An 18,553-nucleotide genomic window follows, 5' to 3' on the forward strand; every position below is an offset into this window, starting at 1 on the left:
CGTCAGCGGGCGGCGTGCACGCCGGCGTCGCCGGCCGCGCCAGCGTCCAGCGCGACCACGACCTCGGCGCCGCCCAGCACGGCGGCCTCCGGCACCGCCGCGATCCGCGTCCGACCTCCGGAGACCACCTCGAACGCGCCCGCCTCGCTCGAGCCGTTCGCCCCGGTGGCGTACGGGACGCGCAGCCGCGCCCGGCCGTCGGGGCCCGCGCGCGCCTGCGTGCGCCAGCCGAACGTCCGGCCGGTGTTGCTGCGGACCTCGACCTCGGCGCGGATCTCGTCACCGGGGGACGCCCCGGTGACGGCGAGCCAGGCGCCGGGGACGAGGCCGAAGAGGGCGAAGGCGGGGCGCGGCGATGCGGCCGGATCGTCCGGCGCGGTCTCGCCCACGAGCCGGAACCCGCCCAGCGCCGGGAGCCCGTCGCCGGCGGAGCCGTCGCGCACGTGGAGGCGGTAGCTGACCATCGCACGGTACCGCTCGCCCTCCACCAGCACCCGGCCGGCGCGCCAGCCCCTGGAGACCGAGGCGACGCGCCGCTCGGGCGGGATCAGGTCCTGCAGGAAGAGCGCATCGCGCCGCGGATCCTCCACCAGCCAGACGCCCGCGCCGCGCGCCCGCAGCACCCGCTCCACCTCCTCCGGCTCGGTGGTCAGGTACGTCCGCACCGACTCCTCGAACGCCTCCGCGCCTCCCTCGACGCCGAACGGGTTCGCGAGCGCGGGACGTCGCGCGAGCGCGCGGACGTGGTGGCCCCAGTCCCACCGCGCGTAGACGGCGCGCTGGTGCGCCGGCGCGGGCAGTCCACGGAGCGACGCGAGGAGCGGGCCGGGCGTGACCGCCGCCGGCTGCCGCACGAAGCGCACGTACGACGCGAGCGCGTTCGCGGTGGTCGCCGCCACCCCGACCGCGAGGAACGCCGCGCCCCAGGCGCCGCGCGAGAGCCCGGGCAGCCGGCTCGCCTGGACGTGGCGCAGCCCGAGCCAGCACCAGACCGCGAGCGGCGCAGCGGCGTAGACGTCGAAGCGGTTGCGCGCCAGGGCGAGGGCGAACGCCAGCCCGCCCCAGGTGGCCAGGAGCAGGACCTCCGGCCGGCGCTCGGGTGCGGCCCTCCACCGCGCGCGGAGCGCCGCCGCGCCCGCCGCCGCGACCAGCGGCGCGAGCCCGAACCTCCCCACCGCGTCGGACAGGTCCGCCGCCAGCGGCCGCCCGCCGGAGAACAGGATCGGCGCGAACTCCGAGATGCTCGCGTACCACGGGCTGCCCCGGAGGAGCCCGGCCAGCCCGTGCTCCATCCCGCTCCGCAGCGGCGGGAGGGCGACCGCGAGGCAGAGCGGCGCGGCCACCGCGATCGCCACCTCGGCCGTGCGCCTTCCGCGGCCGGCGTCCGGCCGCAGCCGCCGGCCGAGCCACAGGATCGCGGCGAACAGGGCGGCCCCGGCGGTGACGAGCACGTGCAGCCCGCTCACGCCGCCGATCTCGAGGCGGAGGAGCGCCTCGCCGGGCGCGAGCGCCGCCACGGAGACCGCGAGCAGCGTCGCGCCGCCGGCGCAGCCCACTGCCATGGACGCGGCCGGCGCCTCGGCGCGCTCCGACGAGCCGGGCGCGACCACGTGCCACGCGGCGGCGTGCGCGGCCAGGAACACGAGGTCGAGGGTGCTCCCGAGCCAGCCCCACGCCGACGTGGCGATGGCGGCGCCGAGCGCCACCGAGGCCGCCGCCCGGCCCCGGAACGTGCGCTGCGCGAGGTACCGGGCGTGGGCGAGCAGGACGGCGATGGCGAGGAGCACCTCGAGGACGTGCTGGTCCGTCCGGCCCAGCGCCGAGTAGACGGCATGGCGAGCCGACAGCGCGAGGAGCAGCGCGACCCCGAGGGCCGCGTCGCCGCCCGCGAGCGCCGCCGCCAGCCACGCCACCAGCGGCACGGTCGCGACCCCGAGCGCGACCGGCACCCACGCCCCCGCGCGCGCGACCTCCGCCTCACCGGCGGCGCCGCCGCCGAGCACGAGCGCCGTCGCGGCCACCAGCTCGTCGAAGAGCGGCGGCCAGGGGACGTCGGTGCCCGCCCCGCCGCCGAGCTCGGCGTCGTGCCAGGGGACCCGCGGGAAGTCCCGGGCGATCTCCTCGGCCCGGAGCAGGTGGTAGAGGCAGTCGCCGTCGAACGGCCACCCGGCAGGATCGCGGCCGGCCACGCGCTCCCAGGTGGCCAGCCGCACGGCGCACGCGAGCGCGAGCACCGCCCCCCATCGCGCCATCCGGCCCGCCCGCATCGCCGCCCGCCGACCGCTACCGCACGAGCATCGGGCGCAGCGGGCCGGTGCCGAACCAGCCGCAGCCGATCACGCCGGACTCGTCGTCCACCTCGTCGCAGAGGAACTCGACGTCGATGTAGGAGTTGCTGGCGCCGCCGCAGACCATGCGCACGAACCGGAACGTCGCGAAGCCGATCACCTGGTGCGTCTGGTTGAAGCGCGGCGGGCACTCGCCGTCCACCACCGGCGCCCGGATCTCGAGGGGCTGCGTGCAGGTGCCCGTGGCGTCGGCCCGGCAGTAGCGATCGAAGGTCGGCTGGTTGTTCTCGGCGCCGCACAGCGTGGTCGAGCCCTGCTGGCCGTTGCTGATGTTGACGAGGTCGCCCGCCTGCAGGTTCCGGCACAGCGCCCCGGAGATGATGTTGCGGTACGTCTGGGTGTTGGCCGAGTCGAGCGACAGCGACGAGAGGCCGGCGGTGTCGGTGCCGTCCGGGCTGAAGTGGATGCGCAGCGTCCGGCCGCAGGCGAGCTGGTACGTGTCGGGGTCCTCGATGCCGCAGGCGAAGAACGCGAGCGGCGCGTCCGGGCACGAGTCCTCGCACGGGCCGCCGTTCACGGCGACCGCGTCGGCCCCCACGTTCATCTGGTCCGTGCTCACGAACCCGGAGAACGCCACCTCGACCGCGTTCGCCCGAGCGGCCTCTCGCCCGGCGCGCACGAGCACGGCGTTCACCCGGCGCGCGTCCTGCTCGGTCGCGATGGGGCTCACCGGCGTGAACGCCGTGGCGGGATCCGAGGAGAACGGATCCCAGTGCCCCGGGATCACGTCGGTCGCCGGCGTGATCTCCACCGGCATGGAGCGGTCGGTGATGTGCCGCTCGGTGAACTCGCTCGCCAGCGCGCCCGGCCTCCCCGCGAGCAGCGGGGCGAGGGTCCCGTCCAGCTCGGCGGCGCCCGCCAGCGCGCCGGCGTCCACCGCGCTCTGCAGCTGGCCGCGCACCGCCCGGCTGTGCCCCACGTTGAGCGCGAGCGCCAGGAACGCGCCCAGCACCACCACGACGATGGCGACCAGCACCGCCGTGACGCCGCGCTCGCCCCGCCTCGGGTCCGGACGTGCCATGCGGCCCTCCTAGTTGCCCGGGACGGACGGCGCCGGCCGCGCCGCCGCGCCGGCCTTCTGCGGGGCGACGATCAGCAGCTGCGGCTCCTGCTCCGGCCGCTCGCCCTTCGGGGACAGGCTGTTCCGGTACGACGCCGCGATGATCGCGGCCTCCTGCGAGTCCAGGCCAGGGGCCGGGTCCACCGGTCCGCGCGCGGGCGCGGCCCGCTGCCCGCCGAAGGCGGCGCGGTACGCGACGCCGTGCGTGGGGGTGATGGTCCTGCGCCCCCCGCACCCGGCCAGCGCGACGGCCAGACAGACCACGGTGATCTTCGCTGCCCTCATGTCACCCTCCTCCCGCGACCGGCCCGGTCGCCACGTCCGGCGGCAGCTCGCGGCCGAGCGCCCCGGCCACGTCCACCAAGTTCGCCCGGGCCCGTGCCAGGCCGGGGTCCAGCCGCACCGCCGCGAGGTACGCGTCGTAGGCCGGCGCGAGCAGCCCCGCCGCCTCGTACGCGACCCCGAGGTTGTTGCGCGCCTCCGCCGGCGGCTCGGCGAGATCGAACTGCTGCGCCGCCCGGGTGAAGTCGCCGGCGCGCGCGTAGGCGAACCCGAGGTTGGTCCGGGCCCGCCGGAGCGTGGGCTCGATCTCCACGGCCTTGCGGAGCGCCCCCAGCGCCTTGTCGTTTCGCCCTCGGGCGAACAGCGCGAACCCGTAGTCGTTCCAGTAGGACGCGTTGCGCGGCGCGAGCTCGAGCGCCTTGCGGTGGTGCCGCTCGCCCTGGTCGTACCGACCGTCCACGTCGTGGAGCACGGCGAGCGCGGCGTGCGCCGGGGCGTGGCGGCCGTCGAGCCGGAGCGCGTGCTCGAAGTCGGCGCGCGCCTCCTCGTGCACGCCCCGCTCGCGCAGCGCGACGCCGCGCAGGGTGAGGCTCTCGGCGCAGGGACCGGCGCTCGCGTGGTAGCGATCGAGCGCGAGCAGCGCGTCGTTCCAGGCGCGGTGCTCGATCATCGCCCGGGCCACCGCCAGCCGCGCCTCGTCGAGCGGCCGGTTCCGCGAACCGGCGCGGGCGCACGCGCACAGCGCGAGCAGCGTGACCAGGCCAGCGCGGCGGATCATCGCCCACCTCCCAGCAAGGGGAACAGGCGCTCGGCCATGTTGACCACCGCCGGCCCGAGCACCACCGCGAACACGCAGGGCAGGATGCAGAGGACGAGCGGGAGCGACATCTTCACCGACACGTAGGCGGCCTTCTCCTCGGCGCGGTGCATCCGCCGGATGCGGATCCCCTCCGCCTGGATGCGGAGCGCGGCGCCCACGCTGGTCCCGAACAGCTCCGTCTGCGCGAGCGTGGCGGAGAGCGATCGCAGCTCGGGGGCGCCGGTGCGCTCGGCCATGCGCCGGAACGCCGAGATGCGGGCGATGCCTGCCTTCACCTCCAGGAACACCAGGCGCAGCTCCTTCGAGAGCAGCGGGTGCGCCAGCGCGACCTCGTCCGAGACGCGCTGCAGCGCGGAGTCGAGCCCGAGGCCGGCCTCGACGCAGGTCACCAGGAGGTCGAGCGCGTCCGGCAGCGACCGGTCGAGCTGGGTCTGCCGCGCCTGGACGCGGGCGCGGAGCCAGAGGTTGGGCAGGAAGAACGCGAGCCCGGTGATCAGGGCGGCCGCGGGCAGGCCCGTCCGCACCGGCTCGGTCCGGAGCGCGTTCAGGGCGGCGAAGGCGGCCAGGGCCCCCACCGCCAGCGCCACCTTCGCCGCGACGAAGCCCTGCGCGGCGCCGGCGCGCCGGATGCCCGCCCACACCAGCTCGCGCCGGAGGCGGGAGCCGCCGACGCCGGGCTCCTCCTCCACGGACGCGAGCCCGGGCTGCAGCTGCAGCGCCGGATCGCCGTCGAGGGCGCCGGCCGCGGTCGCCCGCAGGCGGCGGACCACGGGATCGGCCTCGCGGCGCACCGCCGCCCACGCGCCGGCCAGCGCGCCCACGACGACCACCGCCAGGCCCCCGACCCCCCACGCCATCAGCGATTCCGCGCCCATGCCGCCGCCCCCTAGAGATCCACCTGCGTGAGGCGGTAGAGCCAGAGGAGCCCGACCACCCAGCTGACCGACGCGCCCAGGATGATCATCTGCCCCCTGGCCGTGCCCGGGAGGACCATCAGGTACTCCGGGTTCAGGATCGAGAGCGCCACCGCCACCGCGAACGGCAGCGCGCCGAGGATGACGGCGGAGGCGCGACCCTCGCCGGTGAGCGCGCGGAGCTTGCCGTAGAAGCGGTAGCGCTGGCGGATCGTCTCGCCGATCTGGTCGAGGATCTCGGCCAGGTTGCCGCCGGTCTCGCGCTGGATCACCGCCGAGACCGCGAAGATCTTCATGTCGCCGTTGCCGGGGCAGCGCTCCGACATCTGCACCACGGCGCGCTCGAGCGTGAGGCCGAGCCGCTGCTCCTCGTAGGCCCGGGCGAACTCCACGCAGATGGGCTCCGGCATCTCGCTCGCCACCACCTGGAACGCGGAGGTGACCGCGTGCCCGGCCCGCAGCGAGCGCGCCATCATGTCGAGCGCCTCGGGCAGCTGCTCGGAGAGCTTCGCGCTGCGCTTCGCCCGCGCGGAGAGCACGCCGAGGATGGGCAGCGCGGCGCCGCCGATCGCGAGCCCGGCCACCCCGAGGCCGCCCGACGCGAGGCTGACGCCGAGGAGGGCGGCCACCGCGCCGCCCGCCAGCGTGAGCGCCCCGAGCCGCGCCACCGTCCAGCTCGAGTCCGCTTGCTCGAGGAGCCGCTCGAGGCGCCGTGCGCCGGGGACGTGCTGGAGCGCCTCCTGCAGCACCGGCCCCTTCGCGAGCCGGCCGCGGCGCAGCAGGTCCGCGTCGAGCGCGCTGCCGCGGCCGATGGTGTGCAGGCGGCGCCGCAGCTCGGCCGACCGCCGGTCGGCCAGGTAGCGCGCGAGGTGGTAGGTCGCCTCCAGGCCCGCGAAGATGGCCACCGCGGCCGCCGCGATCATCACCTCACGCATGGGCCGGCCCCTGGAGCCGCTCGATGATGCGGCCCGGATCGACGCCGAACTGCGCGATGCGCGTGAGGGCGCGCGGCCGGATGCCGGTGGGCCTGAACTCGCCCAGGATCTTCCCGGTCGCGTCCACGCCGTGCTGCTCGAACCGGAACACGTCCTGCATCGTGATCGCCGCGCCCTCGGTCCCGGTGATCTCGGCGATGCTGGTGATGCGGCGGCGACCGTCCGTGCCGCGGTTGAGCTGGACGATGACGTTGAGGCCGCGCGAGATGGTCGCCCGCGTGGCGCCCTCGGAGAGCGGCACGCCGCTCATGCCGATCATCGCCTCGAGGCGCGCCAGGGCGTCGCGGGGCGTGTTCGCGTGCACGGTGGTCATCGAGCCCTCGTGGCCGGTGTTCATGGCCTGGAGCATGTCGAGGACCTCGCCGCCGCGGACCTCGCCCACCACGATGCGGTCGGGGCGCATGCGGAGCGCGTTCTTGACCAGGTCGCGCGCGAGGATCTCGCCCTTGCCCTCGATGTTGGGCGGACGGGTCTCGAGGCGGACCACGTGGCGCTGCTGGAGCTGGAGCTCGGCCGAGTCCTCGATGGTGACGATGCGCTGGTCGTCCGGGATGAAGGCGGAGAGCGCGTTGAGCAGCGTGGTCTTGCCCGCGCCGGTGCCGCCGCTGATGAGGATGTTGAGCTTCGCCTCGACGCACGCCCCCAGGAAGCCGCCGGCCTCCGTACTCAGCGCGCCGCCGGCGAGCAGGTCCCGCATCCGGAGCGGCGTCACGCCGAAGCGCCGGATGGACACGATGGGGCCGTCGAGCGCGAGCGGCGGGATGATCGCGTTCACGCGCGAGCCGTCGGGGAGGCGCGCGTCCACCATCGGCGACGTCTCGTCCACCCGGCGGCCGATGCGCGACACGATCCGGTTGATGATCTGCATCAGGTGCTGGTTGTCGGCGAAGCGCACCGGGGTGAGCTCGAGCCGGCCGCCGCGCTCGATGTAGACGGTCGCGTAGGTGTTCACCAGGATGTCGGAGATGGTGGGGTCGGCGAGCAGCGGCTCCAGCGGCCCGAGGCCGGTGAGCTCGTCCAGCAGTTCCTGCACCATCCGCTCGCGCTCGATCTGGTTGAGCGGGAGCTCCCGCCGCGCGATCTCGCCGGCGAGCACGTTGCGCAGCTCGTCCTGGCGCCGCTCCGGGGCGAGCTTCTCGAAGGCCTGCAGGTCGAGCGCGTCCACGATGCGGCGGTGGAGCTCGCCCTTCAGGTCGTGGAAGTCCTGCGGCGCGGTCTCCGCCACCATCGCGTGGGAGGCGGCGGGCTCGTTCGCGCGCTGCTTGAGGCGGTCGGCGAGGCCCACGGGCTACCTCCGCGCGAACATCCGGCGCAGCATGCCCGGACGGCGTCGATCCTGGTCGGCACCGGAGAGCTTGCGCGCGAGCGCCGAGACGTCGCGCGCCAGCGCCGACCGGGGCGCCTCCTCCATCACCGTCGAGCCGCGCTGCACCGCCCGGCTCGCCGAGACGAAGTCGTTGGCGACGGTCGCCGTGACCGGCACCCCCAGCGTCTCGGCGATCACCTCGGGCGTGATGTTCGAGGCCCGCAGGCAGCGGTTCACCACGATCGCGAGCTTCGCGTCGGAGTAGCCGAGCTTGCGGAACAGCTCCACGCACCGCTGGGCGTTGCGCACCGCGGGGACCTCCTGCGTGACCACCAGCACCACCCGGTCCGCGGCGTCGAGCGCCGCGAGCGAGCGCTCGTCGAACCCGCGCAGCCCGTCGAGCACCAGGTGCTGGTAGTGCTGCCGCAGGAAGCCGATCAGCTTCTCCACCGCCGCCGCGTCCAGGTGCTCGGCCTCCTCGAGCCGCTCCTCCTGCGCCAGCACGTGCACGCCGGAGCGGTGCGCCTGCACGGACGCGTCCAGCAGGTCGCGGTCGAGCCGCCGCATGTTCGCGACCACGTCGGTGATGGTGTAGCCGCCGTGCACGTCCAGGAACGCGTTGACGTCCCCGAGCTGCAGGTCCAGGTCCACCAGGCAGGTGCGGTCGCCGCCCCGCACCAGGTCCGCCGCCACGTTCGCCGCCAGCGTGGTCGCGCCCATGCCGCCCTTGGCCGGGAAGATCGCCAGCACCTGGCCGGCGGCGACGGCGCCGTCCGGCCGCGCCAGGCTGCGCACCGCCTGCTGCAGCCGCGCGGCGTCGCCCGCCACGGCGTACTCGCGGGCGCCGGCGCGCATCGAGCGCAGGATCAGGTCGGGGTCCTTCGCCGGCCCGACCACCGCGACGCGCGCGCCGGAGGCCGCCAGGCGCGCCACCGTCGCGAACGCGCCGTCGGCGTTTCCGTTCAGGCCCACCACCGCCAGCGGCGTCCTGGCCGCGTCCTCCCCCCTCGCCGGCGCCTCGTCCACGCGCGCGAGCCGGAGGTCCCGCAGCGAGGTCAGCAGCTCCGCCTCGGCGGCGGGGGCGAGACCGGTCACGTAGATGCCCCTCTGTTCCATGGCTTCCCCCTGGACTGCGTCGCTGCCCCGGCTACCTGCTGTACCCGCGCTCACCCGCGGCGCCGCGCGCGGCGCTGGCGCCGGCGCCCTTGCCGGGCTTCGGCTGCTTCACCGCCGAGCCGTCGCTCCCGAGCAGGAAGAGCGCCGCGTCGGACGGGTCGTTGTTCTCGAAGTCGGTCGGGAGCGGCGGGAGCTCGTGCGGCGCGACCGGCTTGGCGAGCCGCGCCGTCACGACCACGAGCAGCTCGGTCTCGTCGCGCTGGTAGGCCTGCGAGCGGAAGAGGGCCCCGAGGATCGGGATCGACCCGAGCACCGGGACGCGTGCGCTCTGCGAGCGCACCTTGTCGGAGATGAGGCCGGCCACCGCGAAGCTCTGGCCGTCACCCAGGCGGATGGTGGTCTCGCTCTGCCGCGAGACGAGGCCCGGGATGGTGGTGCCGCCCACGGTGACGGCGGTGGTCGGGTCGAGGTCGCTCACCTCCGCCTTCAGCCGGAGGTGGATGGCGTCGCCGATCACCGTGGGCGTGAAGCGGAGCTGGATGCCGAACTTCTTCCACTCCACGGCCGTCTGCCCGAAGGTGGACGCGAGCGGGATGGGCAGCTCGCCGCCGGCCAGGAACGCCGCCTCCTGCCCGCTCATGGCCACCAGCGTCGGCTCCGCCAGCGTCTTCGCGAGGTTGCTCTGCTCGAGCAGGTTCAGCATCACCGAGAACGGGAACTGCCCGCCCTGCGAGAGGAAGAAGCTGAACGCGTTGTTGAAGGCCGGGTTCGGCACGTCCGGCGGCATCCCGGGGCCCCACAGGCCGCGCGGGCCGGTGCCGGGGATGGCCGGGTTGGACTGCGTGTTGAGGAAGTCGCCGGGGTACGTGCGGTTCCCGGTCATCCCGCCCACGCGCTTGCCGTCGTCGGACTTGTGGAAGAAGTTGACGCCCATCTCGCGGAGCCCGGTGCGCCCCACCTCCGCGAACCGGACCTCGAGCTGCACCTGCTGCTGACCCGAGACCTGCACCAGGTTCGCCACCTTGGTCGCGTGGAGGCGGGCGACCTCGGCGACCCGCTCCGGGATGCGGACGTCGCTCACCTGGCCGGAGATCACCACCAGGTCGCCGGCCGAGGACACCTCGATCTTCTCGCCGGCGAACAGCTCCTTCAGCTGCTTGCGGAGGCCCTCCAGGTTGCGGGTCACCTGCAGCGCGATCACCAGCGGATGGTTGTCGCGATCCCACAGCGTGAGGTCGGTGGAGCCGATCCCCTTGGCCGTGAGCAGCACCTGGTACGGGGTGACGACCTTCAGGTCGGCCACGTCGGGGTTCGCGACCGCGATCCGGCCGATCTGGTCGGACACGACCAGGAGCCGGTTCTGCCCCGCCTCGAGGCTCATGCTGCGGGCGGCGCCGACCTCCCGGTCGATGCGCATCGTCGGGACCACGTCCTGCGCCGCGGCCGCCCGGCCCGCCACGAGCATCAGCGCCACCACCACCGCGTGCCGGCTCACTTGGCCCCTCCCTTCCCGAAGTCGCGCCGCTCGTACAGGTCGCCGCGGAGGATCTCCACCACCTGCTTCGGCGCCTCCGGCGCCCGGGCCACGCGGCGCACGGGCGGCGGCGGCTTCGCGTTGACCGGCGGCTCGACGTGCGCGTTGACGAGACCGGCCGGGTTCACGCCGGTCGTGTCCACCAGCTCGCGGTCGATGCCGCTGCGCAGCGTGAGCAGGATGTTGCCCTTGGTCTGCGCCAGGGCGAGCTTCTCGGACTGCTCGCTGTCCACCATCAGCGTGGCCACCGTCGCGGGCAGCGACTTCTCCAGGCTGCGCTCGTTCCGCTCCAGCTCCTTGCCCACGGCCAGGACCGGCACGTTCTGGAGGATGATCTTGGAGAAGTACGCCGGGTTCGAGTTGCCGTTCGACTCCGGCCGCATGACCACGATCACGTCCACCGAGTCTCCGGGGTGGATGAACCCGGAGACGCCGACCACGTCGTTCACCCGGACCGCCGCGGCGCGCATGCCCGGCGGGAGGATGGCGGCGAGCCCGTGCCCCGCGTCCGCCGCCGCGAGCCGCGACTCGATCACCGGCTCGCCCTTGATGACGCGCGCGCGCACCACGCGATCCACCAGCTTGGCCGGATCGGAGGCCGCGCCCTCCGGGACGTTCGCGCTGGGCCACTGCACGACCGTCAGGACGTCGGCGCGCAGCGTGGTGGCCTCCGGCAGGTCGATGGTCGCCACGACCACCGGCGTGGTCGAGACGCGCGCGGCCGCCGTGCGCGTCTCGACGTACCGGGTGACCAGCAGCACCGCGAGCGCCGCCGCGCCGGCCGCGATGACCAGGAACAGCACGACGCGCAGCCCGGTGCGTCGCGGACCTCGCTCCGCGGCGCGCTTCAGCACGCCCATCCCGTCCGAACCGTTCGACATCTCCCCCCCCTTGCACCTCAGCGACGCATCTCGGCCCGCGCCCAGACCTCGTCCGGCACGGGGATGCCGAACCCGGTCAGTGGAACGAACGGGAAGGACACCGTGACCACCACCGAATCGATCGTCTCGCCGGTCACCGGATCGACCGTGCTGCGCGAGCTCGCCACCACGCTCGCGCCCACCGTGGCCGGATCCACGGAGCCGGCGACCAGCGCCGCCCGCGCGGCGCCCTCGGCAGCGGCGAGCGGAGACACCGCGGCGACGCTGCCTGCCCGCGCCCCCTCGCGCGCCGCGTTCACCACCACCTGCTCGCGAAAGAAGTAGAAGCCCCACTCGAGCCCGCCCAGCACGATGGCGAGCAGGAACGGGAGGACCAGCGCGAACTCCACCGCCGCGACGCCGCGCTCCGTGTGTCGTCCGGATCGCATGTCATCTCCCCAGCAGCACCGCGCAGAGCGCGCCCACCGCGAATGCGGCGCCCGCCGGCACGCTGACCCGATCACCGGCCGCGCGCGCCGGGATGGACAGCGGCCGTCCCGCCGCGGCCGCGCGCAGGTTCGCCCCGATGTCGCGCCGGGCCGCGCCGCCGCTCGCCACCCACGCCACCGCCGCGAGGCCCCCCGCGGCCACCGCGGAGGTCGTGAGGTAGCTCGCGAGCGAGCCCAGCCCGACCCACGGCGCCGCCGCCACCGCCAGCTTCCAGTCCCCGCCGCCCAGCCAGCCGCGCGACCAGGGCACCCAGAGCAGCGCACCCACGGCGGCCACCGCCACCAGCGCGCCCGCCGCCCCCGCGAGCCCGGCCGCCGCCTGCACCGCGATCCCGCCCACGGCGAGCGGCACGGTGATGCGGTTCGAGATCCTGCGCCCGGCGGCGTCGGAGGCCGCGGCGACGGCGAGCAGGAACCCGAAGGTCCCGAAGGCGAGCGGGGAGGCGGTCATGGCGAGGCCCGGTACGACGGCGCTGGCCCGAACCAGCTCGGCTCCGGGCCAGCACCGTTCGCGTGCCGTGCTACGGCGCGGCGCCGCCGGGAACGCGGTTCGCCGCGTTGTTGAACGTCGTGTTGACGTTCGTGCCGAGGATCTGCGCGCCGACGATGATCACGAGCCCGATCACCGCGACCATGATCGCGTACTCCACCGCCGTCGGCGCTTCCTCGTCCTTCCACAGCCTCTTCAGCGTCTGCAGCATCTCGAATCCCCCTGGTCGCACGAGGGCCGCCATGGCCCCGTCGTTCGTTCCTGACGCGGGGAAGGATTCCCGGTTTCACCGACGGCATGTCCCACAATGCCTCGTCGCCGACTCGCGAGACGCGCGGGAGGGGGAGCGCGCACATGACGCTCGGTGAACCCGCGCGCCGACACTCGACAAAGGGCGCTTTGACTCTGAGTGACGAACGCTCGCGCCACCAATGGGCTAGCGCATCCTGTCGTCCCTTGCGCCGGGGATTCCGCCGGGCGGCCGAGCGCCCGACCGGTATCGGCGGGCCTCGCGCGGCGTCGGCCGTCCCACGCCACCCGCCCCGCCCCGGCCCGTACCCTTCCCGCCCTCCCGCCCGCATGTTCCTGGGGTGCCGTCCGCTCGCGACGACCGCCTGGCGCCGCTCACCGGCATCCGCTTCGCGGCCGCGCTCGGGATCCTGCTCTTCCACTACGGCGGCCCGCTCGTCGCGGGCGCCCCGGCGTGGGCGCGCGCGCTCCAGACCGGCGGCTACGCCTGGGTGAGCCTGTTCTACGTGCTCTCCGGGTTCGTCCTCGCCTGGGCGAACCCCCGCCCCATGGACCGCGCCGAGCGGCGGGCGTTCATGACGGCGCGGCTCGCCCGGCTCTACCCGGCGTACCTGCTCGCGTTCGCGCTCTCGGCGCCCTTCGCGCTGTCGCGCTGGTCGGGCGACGGCGCGACGGGGCTCGCGAAGGCGGCCGTGGTGGCGGGCGCCTCCCTGCTCCTCGTCCACGCGTGGCTCCCGCCCATCTCGCGGCTGTGGAGCGCGCCGGGCTGGTCCACCTCGGCCATCGCCACGTTCTACGCGGTCTTCCCGTTCGCGACGGCGCGGCTCTCGCGGCTCTCCCGGCGCGGCCTGGGGATCGCGCTGTGCGCGGCGTGGGCGGCGTCGCTCGCGCTCCCGCTCGCGTACCTCGCGCTCCGTCCGGACGGCCCGGGCGCCGAGCTGCTGCGGCACGAGCCGCGCTGGCTCGAGGCGCTCAAGTTCCACCCGGTCGCGCGCCTGGGGGAGTTCCTGGCCGGCGTGGCGCTGGGGCTGCTGCTCCGCCGCGGCGCCGCGCTCCCGCGCCGCCTGGCCGCGCCCGCGGCCGCGCTCGCGCTGGCGGCGGCGGTGGCCGCCCTCGCCTGGAGCGGCTTCCCGTACGTGCTCGTGCACAACGGGCTCTTCGTGCCGCTCTGGGCGCTGCTCGTCGCGGGGCTCGCGGGCGTCGCCTCGGCGGGCGGCGCGCTCGGCCGCGCGCTCTCGGCGCGCCCGCTCCAGGCGCTCGGGGAGGCGAGCTTCGCGCTCTACGCGCTGCAGGATCCGCTGTGGCGCTGGGCGGAGCTGCTGCTGCGCGCGCCGGGATCCCCGGCGTCGCCGGGGTTCGTGCTGGGGTTCTCGGCGTTCGCGGTGGCGGTCTCGCTGGGGGTGTCGCGGTGGCTCGAGCGGCCCGCCCGCCGCGCGCTGCGGGCCGCCCTGGGCCCGTCGCCGCTCGCGGCCGCGCGCCCGCCGGCGCCGTAGCGCAGGGCGGGGCGCGGTTCGCGGTTCAGGAGGCCCGCTGCTCCGGCTCCCGCTCCGGCTTCCGCGGCCCGGGCAGCCCGACGATCGCGCCCGTGAAGCCGAAGAAGCCGGCGGCGGTCCACACGTTGCCGGTCAGCGGGCAGGTGCCGGTCCGGCAGCCGATGAAGTGCGCGTAGGCGGCGCCGATCGCGGCGCCCACCGCCGCGCCGGCGAGGGTGCGCCAGTGCGCGCGGAGCCTGGGGGAGATGTTCACGTTGCATCCTCGCGGTGCTGCGGGTTCCGGGGCCGCCCCGCGGTCCCTTGGGGTGAGAGCCCGCGCGCGCGCGGAGGATTCCGCAGGTCATGGCCGCCCCGCGTTCACGGGTCGGGAGGACCCGCGCGCCGGCGCGCCGGCGGCTGCGCTCCTGCCGCCGGGTGATTTACCTGCCACCGGGCTCCCTGCTTTGCTGCCGCCCTGGGGGGAGCACGCGTGCGCATCTACGTGGGCTGGCTGCTGGTCGCGCTCGCACTCGTGGCGCGCGGCGCACGGGCGCAGGTGCCGGTGCCGGCGCCGGAGGACGGCGCCGAGCCGGCGGCTGCGGCGACGGCGCTCGAGCTCGAGCTGTCGTTCGAGGCACGGGAAGCGCTCCCGGGCGACGAGGTGCTGCTGGTGGCCCGCCTGCGCGGCGCCGACGGCCGAGGCCGCGACGCGGCGCTCACGGTCGAGGTGGACGCCGGCGTGGCGAAGGGTCCCCTCCGCATCTCGCGGGGCGTCTACACCTGCCGCATCACCGCCCCGACGACGCTCGACGCGCGCACCTCCCTGGTGGTGATCGCCACCGCGGAGGGCACCGCCGCGTCCGCCGCCATCCCCCTCCGGCCCGGCCCGGCACGGGCCATCGCGGTGGACGTGCCGGAGGACCTCGCCGCCGACGGCGGGCGTCACCCGCTCTGGATCGCGGTGACGGACGCGCACGGGAACGCGGTCGCGGAGGAGCCGCGGCTCACCGCCGGGCTCGGGTCGGTGTCCGAGCCGGTCCCGCTGGGCGGCGGCCGCTGGCTGGCCGAGTACCGCGCGCCGCGCAGCGCCTGGGCCGGAGAGGACGTGGTGCGCGCCTCGGCCGGCGCGGCGTCCGCGTCGCGCGCGCTGCCGCTGCGCGCGGTCCCGGCGGTGCTCACGGTGTCCCCGCGCGCGGGCGTGATGCTGGGCGGGGGCGGTCCGGCGCTGGCGCTCGGGGCGGACGCGGCGGCGTGGCGCGCGGCGGGCCCGCTCGATCTCGGCGTCGTCGCCGCGATCGCCTGGTGGGGCGTCCGCGAGGACGGGATCGCCTGGGCGCCGCGCGCCGGGCTCGACCTCCGCGCGGATCGTGCCACGCTCCCGCTCACGCTGTCGCTCGCGGCGCGCACCGGGCTGGGCACGCGCGGCACGGCCACGCTGTCGCTGGGCGGCGGCGCGGCGCGCGTGTCGAGCAGCACGCGCCTCGCGGGCCAGCCCGAGCTCTCCGAGTCGGCCTGGGCGCCCGCGGCGACGGCCGGCCTGGAGCTCGCGTTCCGCAGCCGGCTCGGCGCGCCGTTCGCCGAGGTGCGCGGGTACTGGCTCGGCGCCCCGCGGCTCGACACCGTGCGCGGCGCCGCCTGGCCGCTGCTGCTCTCGGCGGGGGTGCGCTTCGATGCGTACTAGGCTCTTCGCGCTCGCGGCCGCGCTCGCGGCGCTCTCGTGCTCGAGCGGCACGGGCGACGAGGCACCGCGGCCGGCCTCCGTCGAGCCCGCCTCCGGCCTCTCGACCCGGGCGACCCGCGTCACCATCCACGGCGACGGCTTCCTGACCCGCCCCTCGACGAAGCTGTCCGGCGGCGGCGCCGCGGTGGACGTGCGCCACCGCGCCTGGCTCGGCGAGGTGGAGCTGGAGCAGGTCGCCTGGGTGGACGTCCACACGCTGCAGGCGACCGTGCCCGCCGGGCTCGCGCCGGGCTCGAAGCGCCTGGTGGTGGAGAACGCGCTCGGCCGGCAGGGCGCGCTCGACGGCGCGTTCGAGGTCGAGGGCGCGGCGCCGGCGGCGCTCTCCGCGGAGCTCGAGGCCGACCGGGCCAGCGCGGCGGTGGGCCAGGCGATCGGCGTGACGCTGACGCTGTCGAACGGCGGCGGCTCGCCCGCCGAGATCACCGAGGTCACCCCGACGTCGGCCGGCCCCGCGACGTCCTGCGGCGCGCCGGCGCCGGCGCCGCCGCTGACCATCCCGGCGGGCGGCGCGGCCGTGCTCGCCTGGAGCTGCAGCGCCTCCGCGGCCGGCGCGCTCGAGCTGACCGCCACCGCGGCCGGCCGCGACGCGTCCTCCGGCGCCGACCTGTCCGCCGCGCCGGCGGCGCCGGCGAGCGTGACGGTGCAGCTGCCCGCGGCGCTCACCGCCGCGATCGCCGCGGAGCCCGCCACGGTGAACGTGGGCCAGCCGGTCTCGGTGACGCTCACCGTCGTGAACGGCGGGCAGTCCACCGCGAGCCTCGACGCGGTCGCCCCGTCCCGCGGCGGGACCGCGCCCGCGACCTGCGGCGCCCCGACCCCTGCGCCCGGCGCCCTCGCGCCCGGCGCTGCCGCCACGTTCGCCTGGACCTGCACCGCGAGCGGGCCGGGCGCGCTCTCGCTCGGCGGCACCGCCTCCGGCACCGACGCGCTGTCCGGCGGCGCGGTCTCGGCCAGCCCCGCCGCGCCGGCGACCGTGGTGGTCCAGGCGCCCGCCGCGCTCTCGGCCGCCATCGCGGCCGACCGCGCCACGGTCACCGCCGGCCAGCCGGTGGCGCTCACGCTCACCGTGACGAACGCGGGCGGCGCCGCGCTGGAGGTGACGTCGGTCGCGCCCCTGCGCTCCGGGACCGCCGCGACCTGTGGGCCGGCCGACCCTGCCGCGAGCGCGGCCGCGCCGGTGGCGATCGCCGGAGGAAGCGCCGCGACGTTCCGGTGGAGCTGCACGCCCACGGCCCCGGGCACCGCGACGTTCGGCGCTGCCGTGGCAGGCGTGGACGCGAACTCGCGCGCCGCGCTCCAGGGCGCCGCGGCGCCGCAGGCGTCGGTGACGGTGGACGCGGGCGGCACGCTCTCCGTGGCCGCGTTCACCGCGACCCCTGCCTCCGCCGGCGTCGGCCAGGCGATCGCGGTGTCGCTGACGCTCGCGAACGGCGCGGCGATCGCGGCCGACGTCGCCGCCATCGCGCCCGACATGCCGGGCGCCTCGCCCGGCTGTGGCGCGGTGAGCCCGGCCCCCCCGGTCTCGCTCGCGGCGGGCGGCGCGCAGGCCTTCACGTGGAGCTGCACGGCCTCGACGCCGGGCGACTACGCGCTGGGGGCGGCGGTGACCTCGACGCCCGCCCCCGACGTGCAGCCGGCGTCGATCGCGGTGGCCGTGCTCCCCGCCGCCCGCCTCGCGCCCGCAGCCGTCGAGGTGGCCACCGCCACCATCAGCACGGGGCAGGTGCTCCCGGCGAGCCTGCTCCTCAGGAACGAGGGCGGCGCCGTCGCGACCGTGACCGAGGTCGCGCCGGGCGCGTCCACCGCCGCGGCGACGTGCTCGGCGGCGAGCCCGGCCACGCCCCAGGCCATCGCGGGCGGCGGCTCGCTCGCGTTCCAGTGGACCTGCACCGGCGTCGCCGCGGGCGCGGTCGATCTCACGGCCGCGGTGAGCGCGTCCGATGCGGGCAGCGGGGCCGACGCGAGCCCGGCCATCACCGCGGCCACCATCACGGTGCAGACCGCGCCGGCGATCTCGGCGGGCCTGGTGCGCGACCGGCCCGCCGTCCAGGTGGGCACGCCGGTGACGCTGACGCTCGCGCTGCAGAACGGCGGCGAGGCGGGCGCCCGCGTGACGCAGGTCGCCCCGACGTACAACGCCGGCGGCAACATCTCCTGCACCGCCGCCTCGCCCGCCGCCCCGGTCGATCTGGCCGGGGGCGGCGCCGCCGTGTTCACGTGGACCTGCACGCCCCACCGGGCGCTGACGTTCACGCTCGGCGCCACGGTGACGGCGGCGGACGTGAACGGCGGCCCCTCACCCACGGTGACCGTACCGACGGTCACCGTGGACGGGACGCCCTGACACGCCCGATGCGCTGCTACTCCAGGTGCTCGGACGGCACCTCGGGCGGATCGCGCTCCTCGCGGTCGGCGACGACCGAGATGGCCGGCGCGCGCTCCTCGAGGCGCTTCCCGATGCGCTCGAGCCCGCGCGCCAGGTTCTGCACCGGCACGCGGCTGCCGGTGGCGATCCGGCTCATCGCCTCGCCGGGCATGTCCGCCACCCGCCGCAGCGCCGCCGCCCGCAGGTTCTCCGCCCGGGCGCGGAGCACGTCGAGGTGCCGCCGCATCCCGCGCGCGGACCAGTCCTCGCGCGAGAGCCGCTCGAGCGCGAGGTCCAGGTCGTGCAGCGCCTCCTCGCCCGCCCCGAGCGCGCGCCGCAGCCGGCCGCGCGCCTCGCTCTCGAGCGCGTCGATGCGCCCCTGGACCTGGGCGATCGGGTTGCGCCGAGCGTCTGCTCCGCCATTCACGTTTCGTGCAGTGGACGCCTTCATGACCAACCTCCTGCGCGACCCCGGACCGCCCGTTCCGCGCC

At 76.3% G+C, this 18,553-nt stretch carries 18 protein-coding genes; 3 read left to right on the plus strand and 15 right to left on the minus strand.

What is annotated here, in order from left to right; translation table 11 throughout:
- Positions 1–2: 2 nt before the first annotated feature.
- The 13 genes from ADEH_RS14610 to ADEH_RS14670 form a co-directional block, all read right to left on the minus strand.
- Positions 3–2,252: a hypothetical protein gene (locus ADEH_RS14610; protein ID WP_157061370.1), complete on the minus strand. Its 2,250-nt coding sequence runs from the start codon at positions 2,250–2,252 to the stop codon at positions 3–5.
- A 31-nt stretch (positions 2,253–2,283) separates the two neighbouring features.
- On the minus strand, positions 2,284–3,369 hold the full coding sequence (locus tag ADEH_RS14615; protein WP_011421872.1) for a pilus assembly protein TadG-related protein: 1,086 nt from the start codon (positions 3,367–3,369) through the stop codon (positions 2,284–2,286).
- 9 nt (positions 3,370–3,378) lie between these two features.
- A complete protein-coding gene (locus ADEH_RS14620; RefSeq protein ID WP_011421873.1) occupies positions 3,379–3,693 on the minus strand; it encodes a hypothetical protein in 315 nt (104 codons plus the stop codon).
- Between the two features lies 1 nt (position 3,694).
- Positions 3,695–4,468 carry a tetratricopeptide repeat protein gene (locus ADEH_RS14625; RefSeq protein WP_011421874.1) on the minus strand — a complete coding sequence of 258 codons (774 nt, stop codon included), beginning with the start codon at positions 4,466–4,468 and terminating at the stop codon, positions 3,695–3,697.
- Complete coding sequence (locus ADEH_RS14630; RefSeq protein ID WP_011421875.1) at positions 4,465–5,385, minus strand: type II secretion system F family protein; 921 nt, start codon at positions 5,383–5,385, stop codon at positions 4,465–4,467. The genes ADEH_RS14625 and ADEH_RS14630 overlap by 4 nt, the downstream gene beginning before the upstream one ends.
- Before the next feature lie 11 nt (positions 5,386–5,396).
- A complete protein-coding gene (locus tag ADEH_RS14635) occupies positions 5,397–6,359 on the minus strand; it encodes a type II secretion system F family protein (RefSeq protein ID WP_011421876.1) in 963 nt (320 codons plus the stop codon).
- Positions 6,352–7,704, minus strand: coding sequence for a CpaF family protein (locus tag ADEH_RS14640; protein WP_011421877.1), 1,353 nt, complete (start codon positions 7,702–7,704; stop codon positions 6,352–6,354). The genes ADEH_RS14635 and ADEH_RS14640 overlap by 8 nt, the downstream gene beginning before the upstream one ends.
- 3 nt (positions 7,705–7,707) lie before the next feature.
- Positions 7,708–8,841 (minus strand): AAA family ATPase, encoded by a 1,134-nt coding sequence (locus ADEH_RS14645; RefSeq protein ID WP_011421878.1) that lies wholly within the window; start codon positions 8,839–8,841, stop codon positions 7,708–7,710.
- Positions 8,842–8,872: 31 nt separating this feature from the next.
- Positions 8,873–10,336: a type II and III secretion system protein family protein gene (locus ADEH_RS14650; protein ID WP_011421879.1), complete on the minus strand. Its 1,464-nt coding sequence runs from the start codon at positions 10,334–10,336 to the stop codon at positions 8,873–8,875.
- Positions 10,333–11,256, minus strand: a complete 924-nt coding sequence (cpaB, locus tag ADEH_RS14655) for a Flp pilus assembly protein CpaB (protein WP_011421880.1) — start codon at positions 11,254–11,256, stop codon at positions 10,333–10,335. Before cpaB ends, ADEH_RS14650 begins: the two co-directional genes overlap by 4 nt.
- A 17-nt stretch (positions 11,257–11,273) precedes the next feature.
- On the minus strand, positions 11,274–11,684 hold the full coding sequence (locus ADEH_RS14660; protein WP_011421881.1) for a TadE/TadG family type IV pilus assembly protein: 411 nt from the start codon (positions 11,682–11,684) through the stop codon (positions 11,274–11,276).
- Between the two features lies 1 nt (position 11,685).
- Entirely contained in the window at positions 11,686–12,195 is a 510-nt protein-coding gene (locus ADEH_RS14665; RefSeq protein ID WP_011421882.1) for a prepilin peptidase, read from the minus strand.
- A gap of 70 nt (positions 12,196–12,265) precedes the next feature.
- Positions 12,266–12,478 carry a Flp family type IVb pilin gene (locus ADEH_RS14670; protein ID WP_232287288.1) on the minus strand — a complete coding sequence of 71 codons (213 nt, stop codon included), beginning with the start codon at positions 12,476–12,478 and terminating at the stop codon, positions 12,266–12,268.
- A 346-nt stretch (positions 12,479–12,824) separates the two neighbouring features.
- On the opposite strand from ADEH_RS14670, the gene ADEH_RS14675 reads away from it, so the two are divergent.
- A complete protein-coding gene (locus tag ADEH_RS14675; protein WP_011421884.1) occupies positions 12,825–13,976 on the plus strand; it encodes an acyltransferase family protein in 1,152 nt (383 codons plus the stop codon).
- A 25-nt stretch (positions 13,977–14,001) separates the two neighbouring features.
- Here the strand turns inward: ADEH_RS14675 and ADEH_RS14680 are convergent, their stop codons facing one another.
- The gene (locus tag ADEH_RS14680) at positions 14,002–14,229 is read right to left on the minus strand and encodes a DUF6132 family protein (RefSeq protein ID WP_011421885.1); all 228 of its coding nucleotides are present in this window, start codon (positions 14,227–14,229) and stop codon (positions 14,002–14,004) included.
- Between the two features lie 216 nt (positions 14,230–14,445).
- Between ADEH_RS14680 and ADEH_RS14685 the strand changes: the two genes are divergently transcribed.
- A complete protein-coding gene (locus tag ADEH_RS14685; protein WP_011421886.1) occupies positions 14,446–15,636 on the plus strand; it encodes a hypothetical protein in 1,191 nt (396 codons plus the stop codon).
- Complete coding sequence (locus ADEH_RS14690; protein WP_011421887.1) at positions 15,626–18,040, plus strand: IPT/TIG domain-containing protein; 2,415 nt, start codon at positions 15,626–15,628, stop codon at positions 18,038–18,040. The genes ADEH_RS14685 and ADEH_RS14690 overlap by 11 nt, the downstream gene beginning before the upstream one ends.
- Before the next feature lie 16 nt (positions 18,041–18,056).
- Here the strand turns inward: ADEH_RS14690 and ADEH_RS14695 are convergent, their stop codons facing one another.
- Positions 18,057–18,512: a hypothetical protein gene (locus ADEH_RS14695; protein ID WP_011421888.1), complete on the minus strand. Its 456-nt coding sequence runs from the start codon at positions 18,510–18,512 to the stop codon at positions 18,057–18,059.
- Between the last annotated feature and the right edge of the window lie 41 nt (positions 18,513–18,553).

The organism is Anaeromyxobacter dehalogenans 2CP-C (genome assembly GCF_000013385.1).
Lineage (GTDB): Bacteria > Myxococcota > Myxococcia > Myxococcales > Anaeromyxobacteraceae > Anaeromyxobacter > Anaeromyxobacter dehalogenans_B.

Excerpts from the sequence above, each read along its gene's own strand:
- ADEH_RS14610 (WP_157061370.1), bottom strand. The coding sequence starts at position 2,252 with ATGGCGCGATGGGGGGCGGTGCTCGCGCTCGCGTGCGCCGTGCGGCTG.
- ADEH_RS14615 (WP_011421872.1), bottom strand. The coding sequence starts at position 3,369 with ATGGCACGTCCGGACCCGAGGCGGGGCGAGCGCGGCGTCACGGCGGTG.
- ADEH_RS14620 (WP_011421873.1), bottom strand. The coding sequence starts at position 3,693 with ATGAGGGCAGCGAAGATCACCGTGGTCTGTCTGGCCGTCGCGCTGGCC.
- ADEH_RS14625 (WP_011421874.1), bottom strand. The coding sequence starts at position 4,468 with ATGATCCGCCGCGCTGGCCTGGTCACGCTGCTCGCGCTGTGCGCGTGC.
- ADEH_RS14630 (WP_011421875.1), bottom strand. The coding sequence starts at position 5,385 with ATGGGCGCGGAATCGCTGATGGCGTGGGGGGTCGGGGGCCTGGCGGTG.
- ADEH_RS14635 (WP_011421876.1), bottom strand. The coding sequence starts at position 6,359 with ATGCGTGAGGTGATGATCGCGGCGGCCGCGGTGGCCATCTTCGCGGGC.
- ADEH_RS14645 (WP_011421878.1), bottom strand. The coding sequence starts at position 8,841 with ATGGAACAGAGGGGCATCTACGTGACCGGTCTCGCCCCCGCCGCCGAG.
- cpaB (WP_011421880.1), bottom strand. The coding sequence starts at position 11,256 with ATGTCGAACGGTTCGGACGGGATGGGCGTGCTGAAGCGCGCCGCGGAG.
- ADEH_RS14660 (WP_011421881.1), bottom strand. The coding sequence starts at position 11,684 with ATGCGATCCGGACGACACACGGAGCGCGGCGTCGCGGCGGTGGAGTTC.
- ADEH_RS14665 (WP_011421882.1), bottom strand. The coding sequence starts at position 12,195 with ATGACCGCCTCCCCGCTCGCCTTCGGGACCTTCGGGTTCCTGCTCGCC.
- ADEH_RS14670 (WP_232287288.1), bottom strand. The coding sequence starts at position 12,478 with ATGGCGGCCCTCGTGCGACCAGGGGGATTCGAGATGCTGCAGACGCTG.
- ADEH_RS14690 (WP_011421887.1), top strand. The coding sequence starts at position 15,626 with ATGCGTACTAGGCTCTTCGCGCTCGCGGCCGCGCTCGCGGCGCTCTCG.
- ADEH_RS14695 (WP_011421888.1), bottom strand. The coding sequence starts at position 18,512 with ATGAAGGCGTCCACTGCACGAAACGTGAATGGCGGAGCAGACGCTCGG.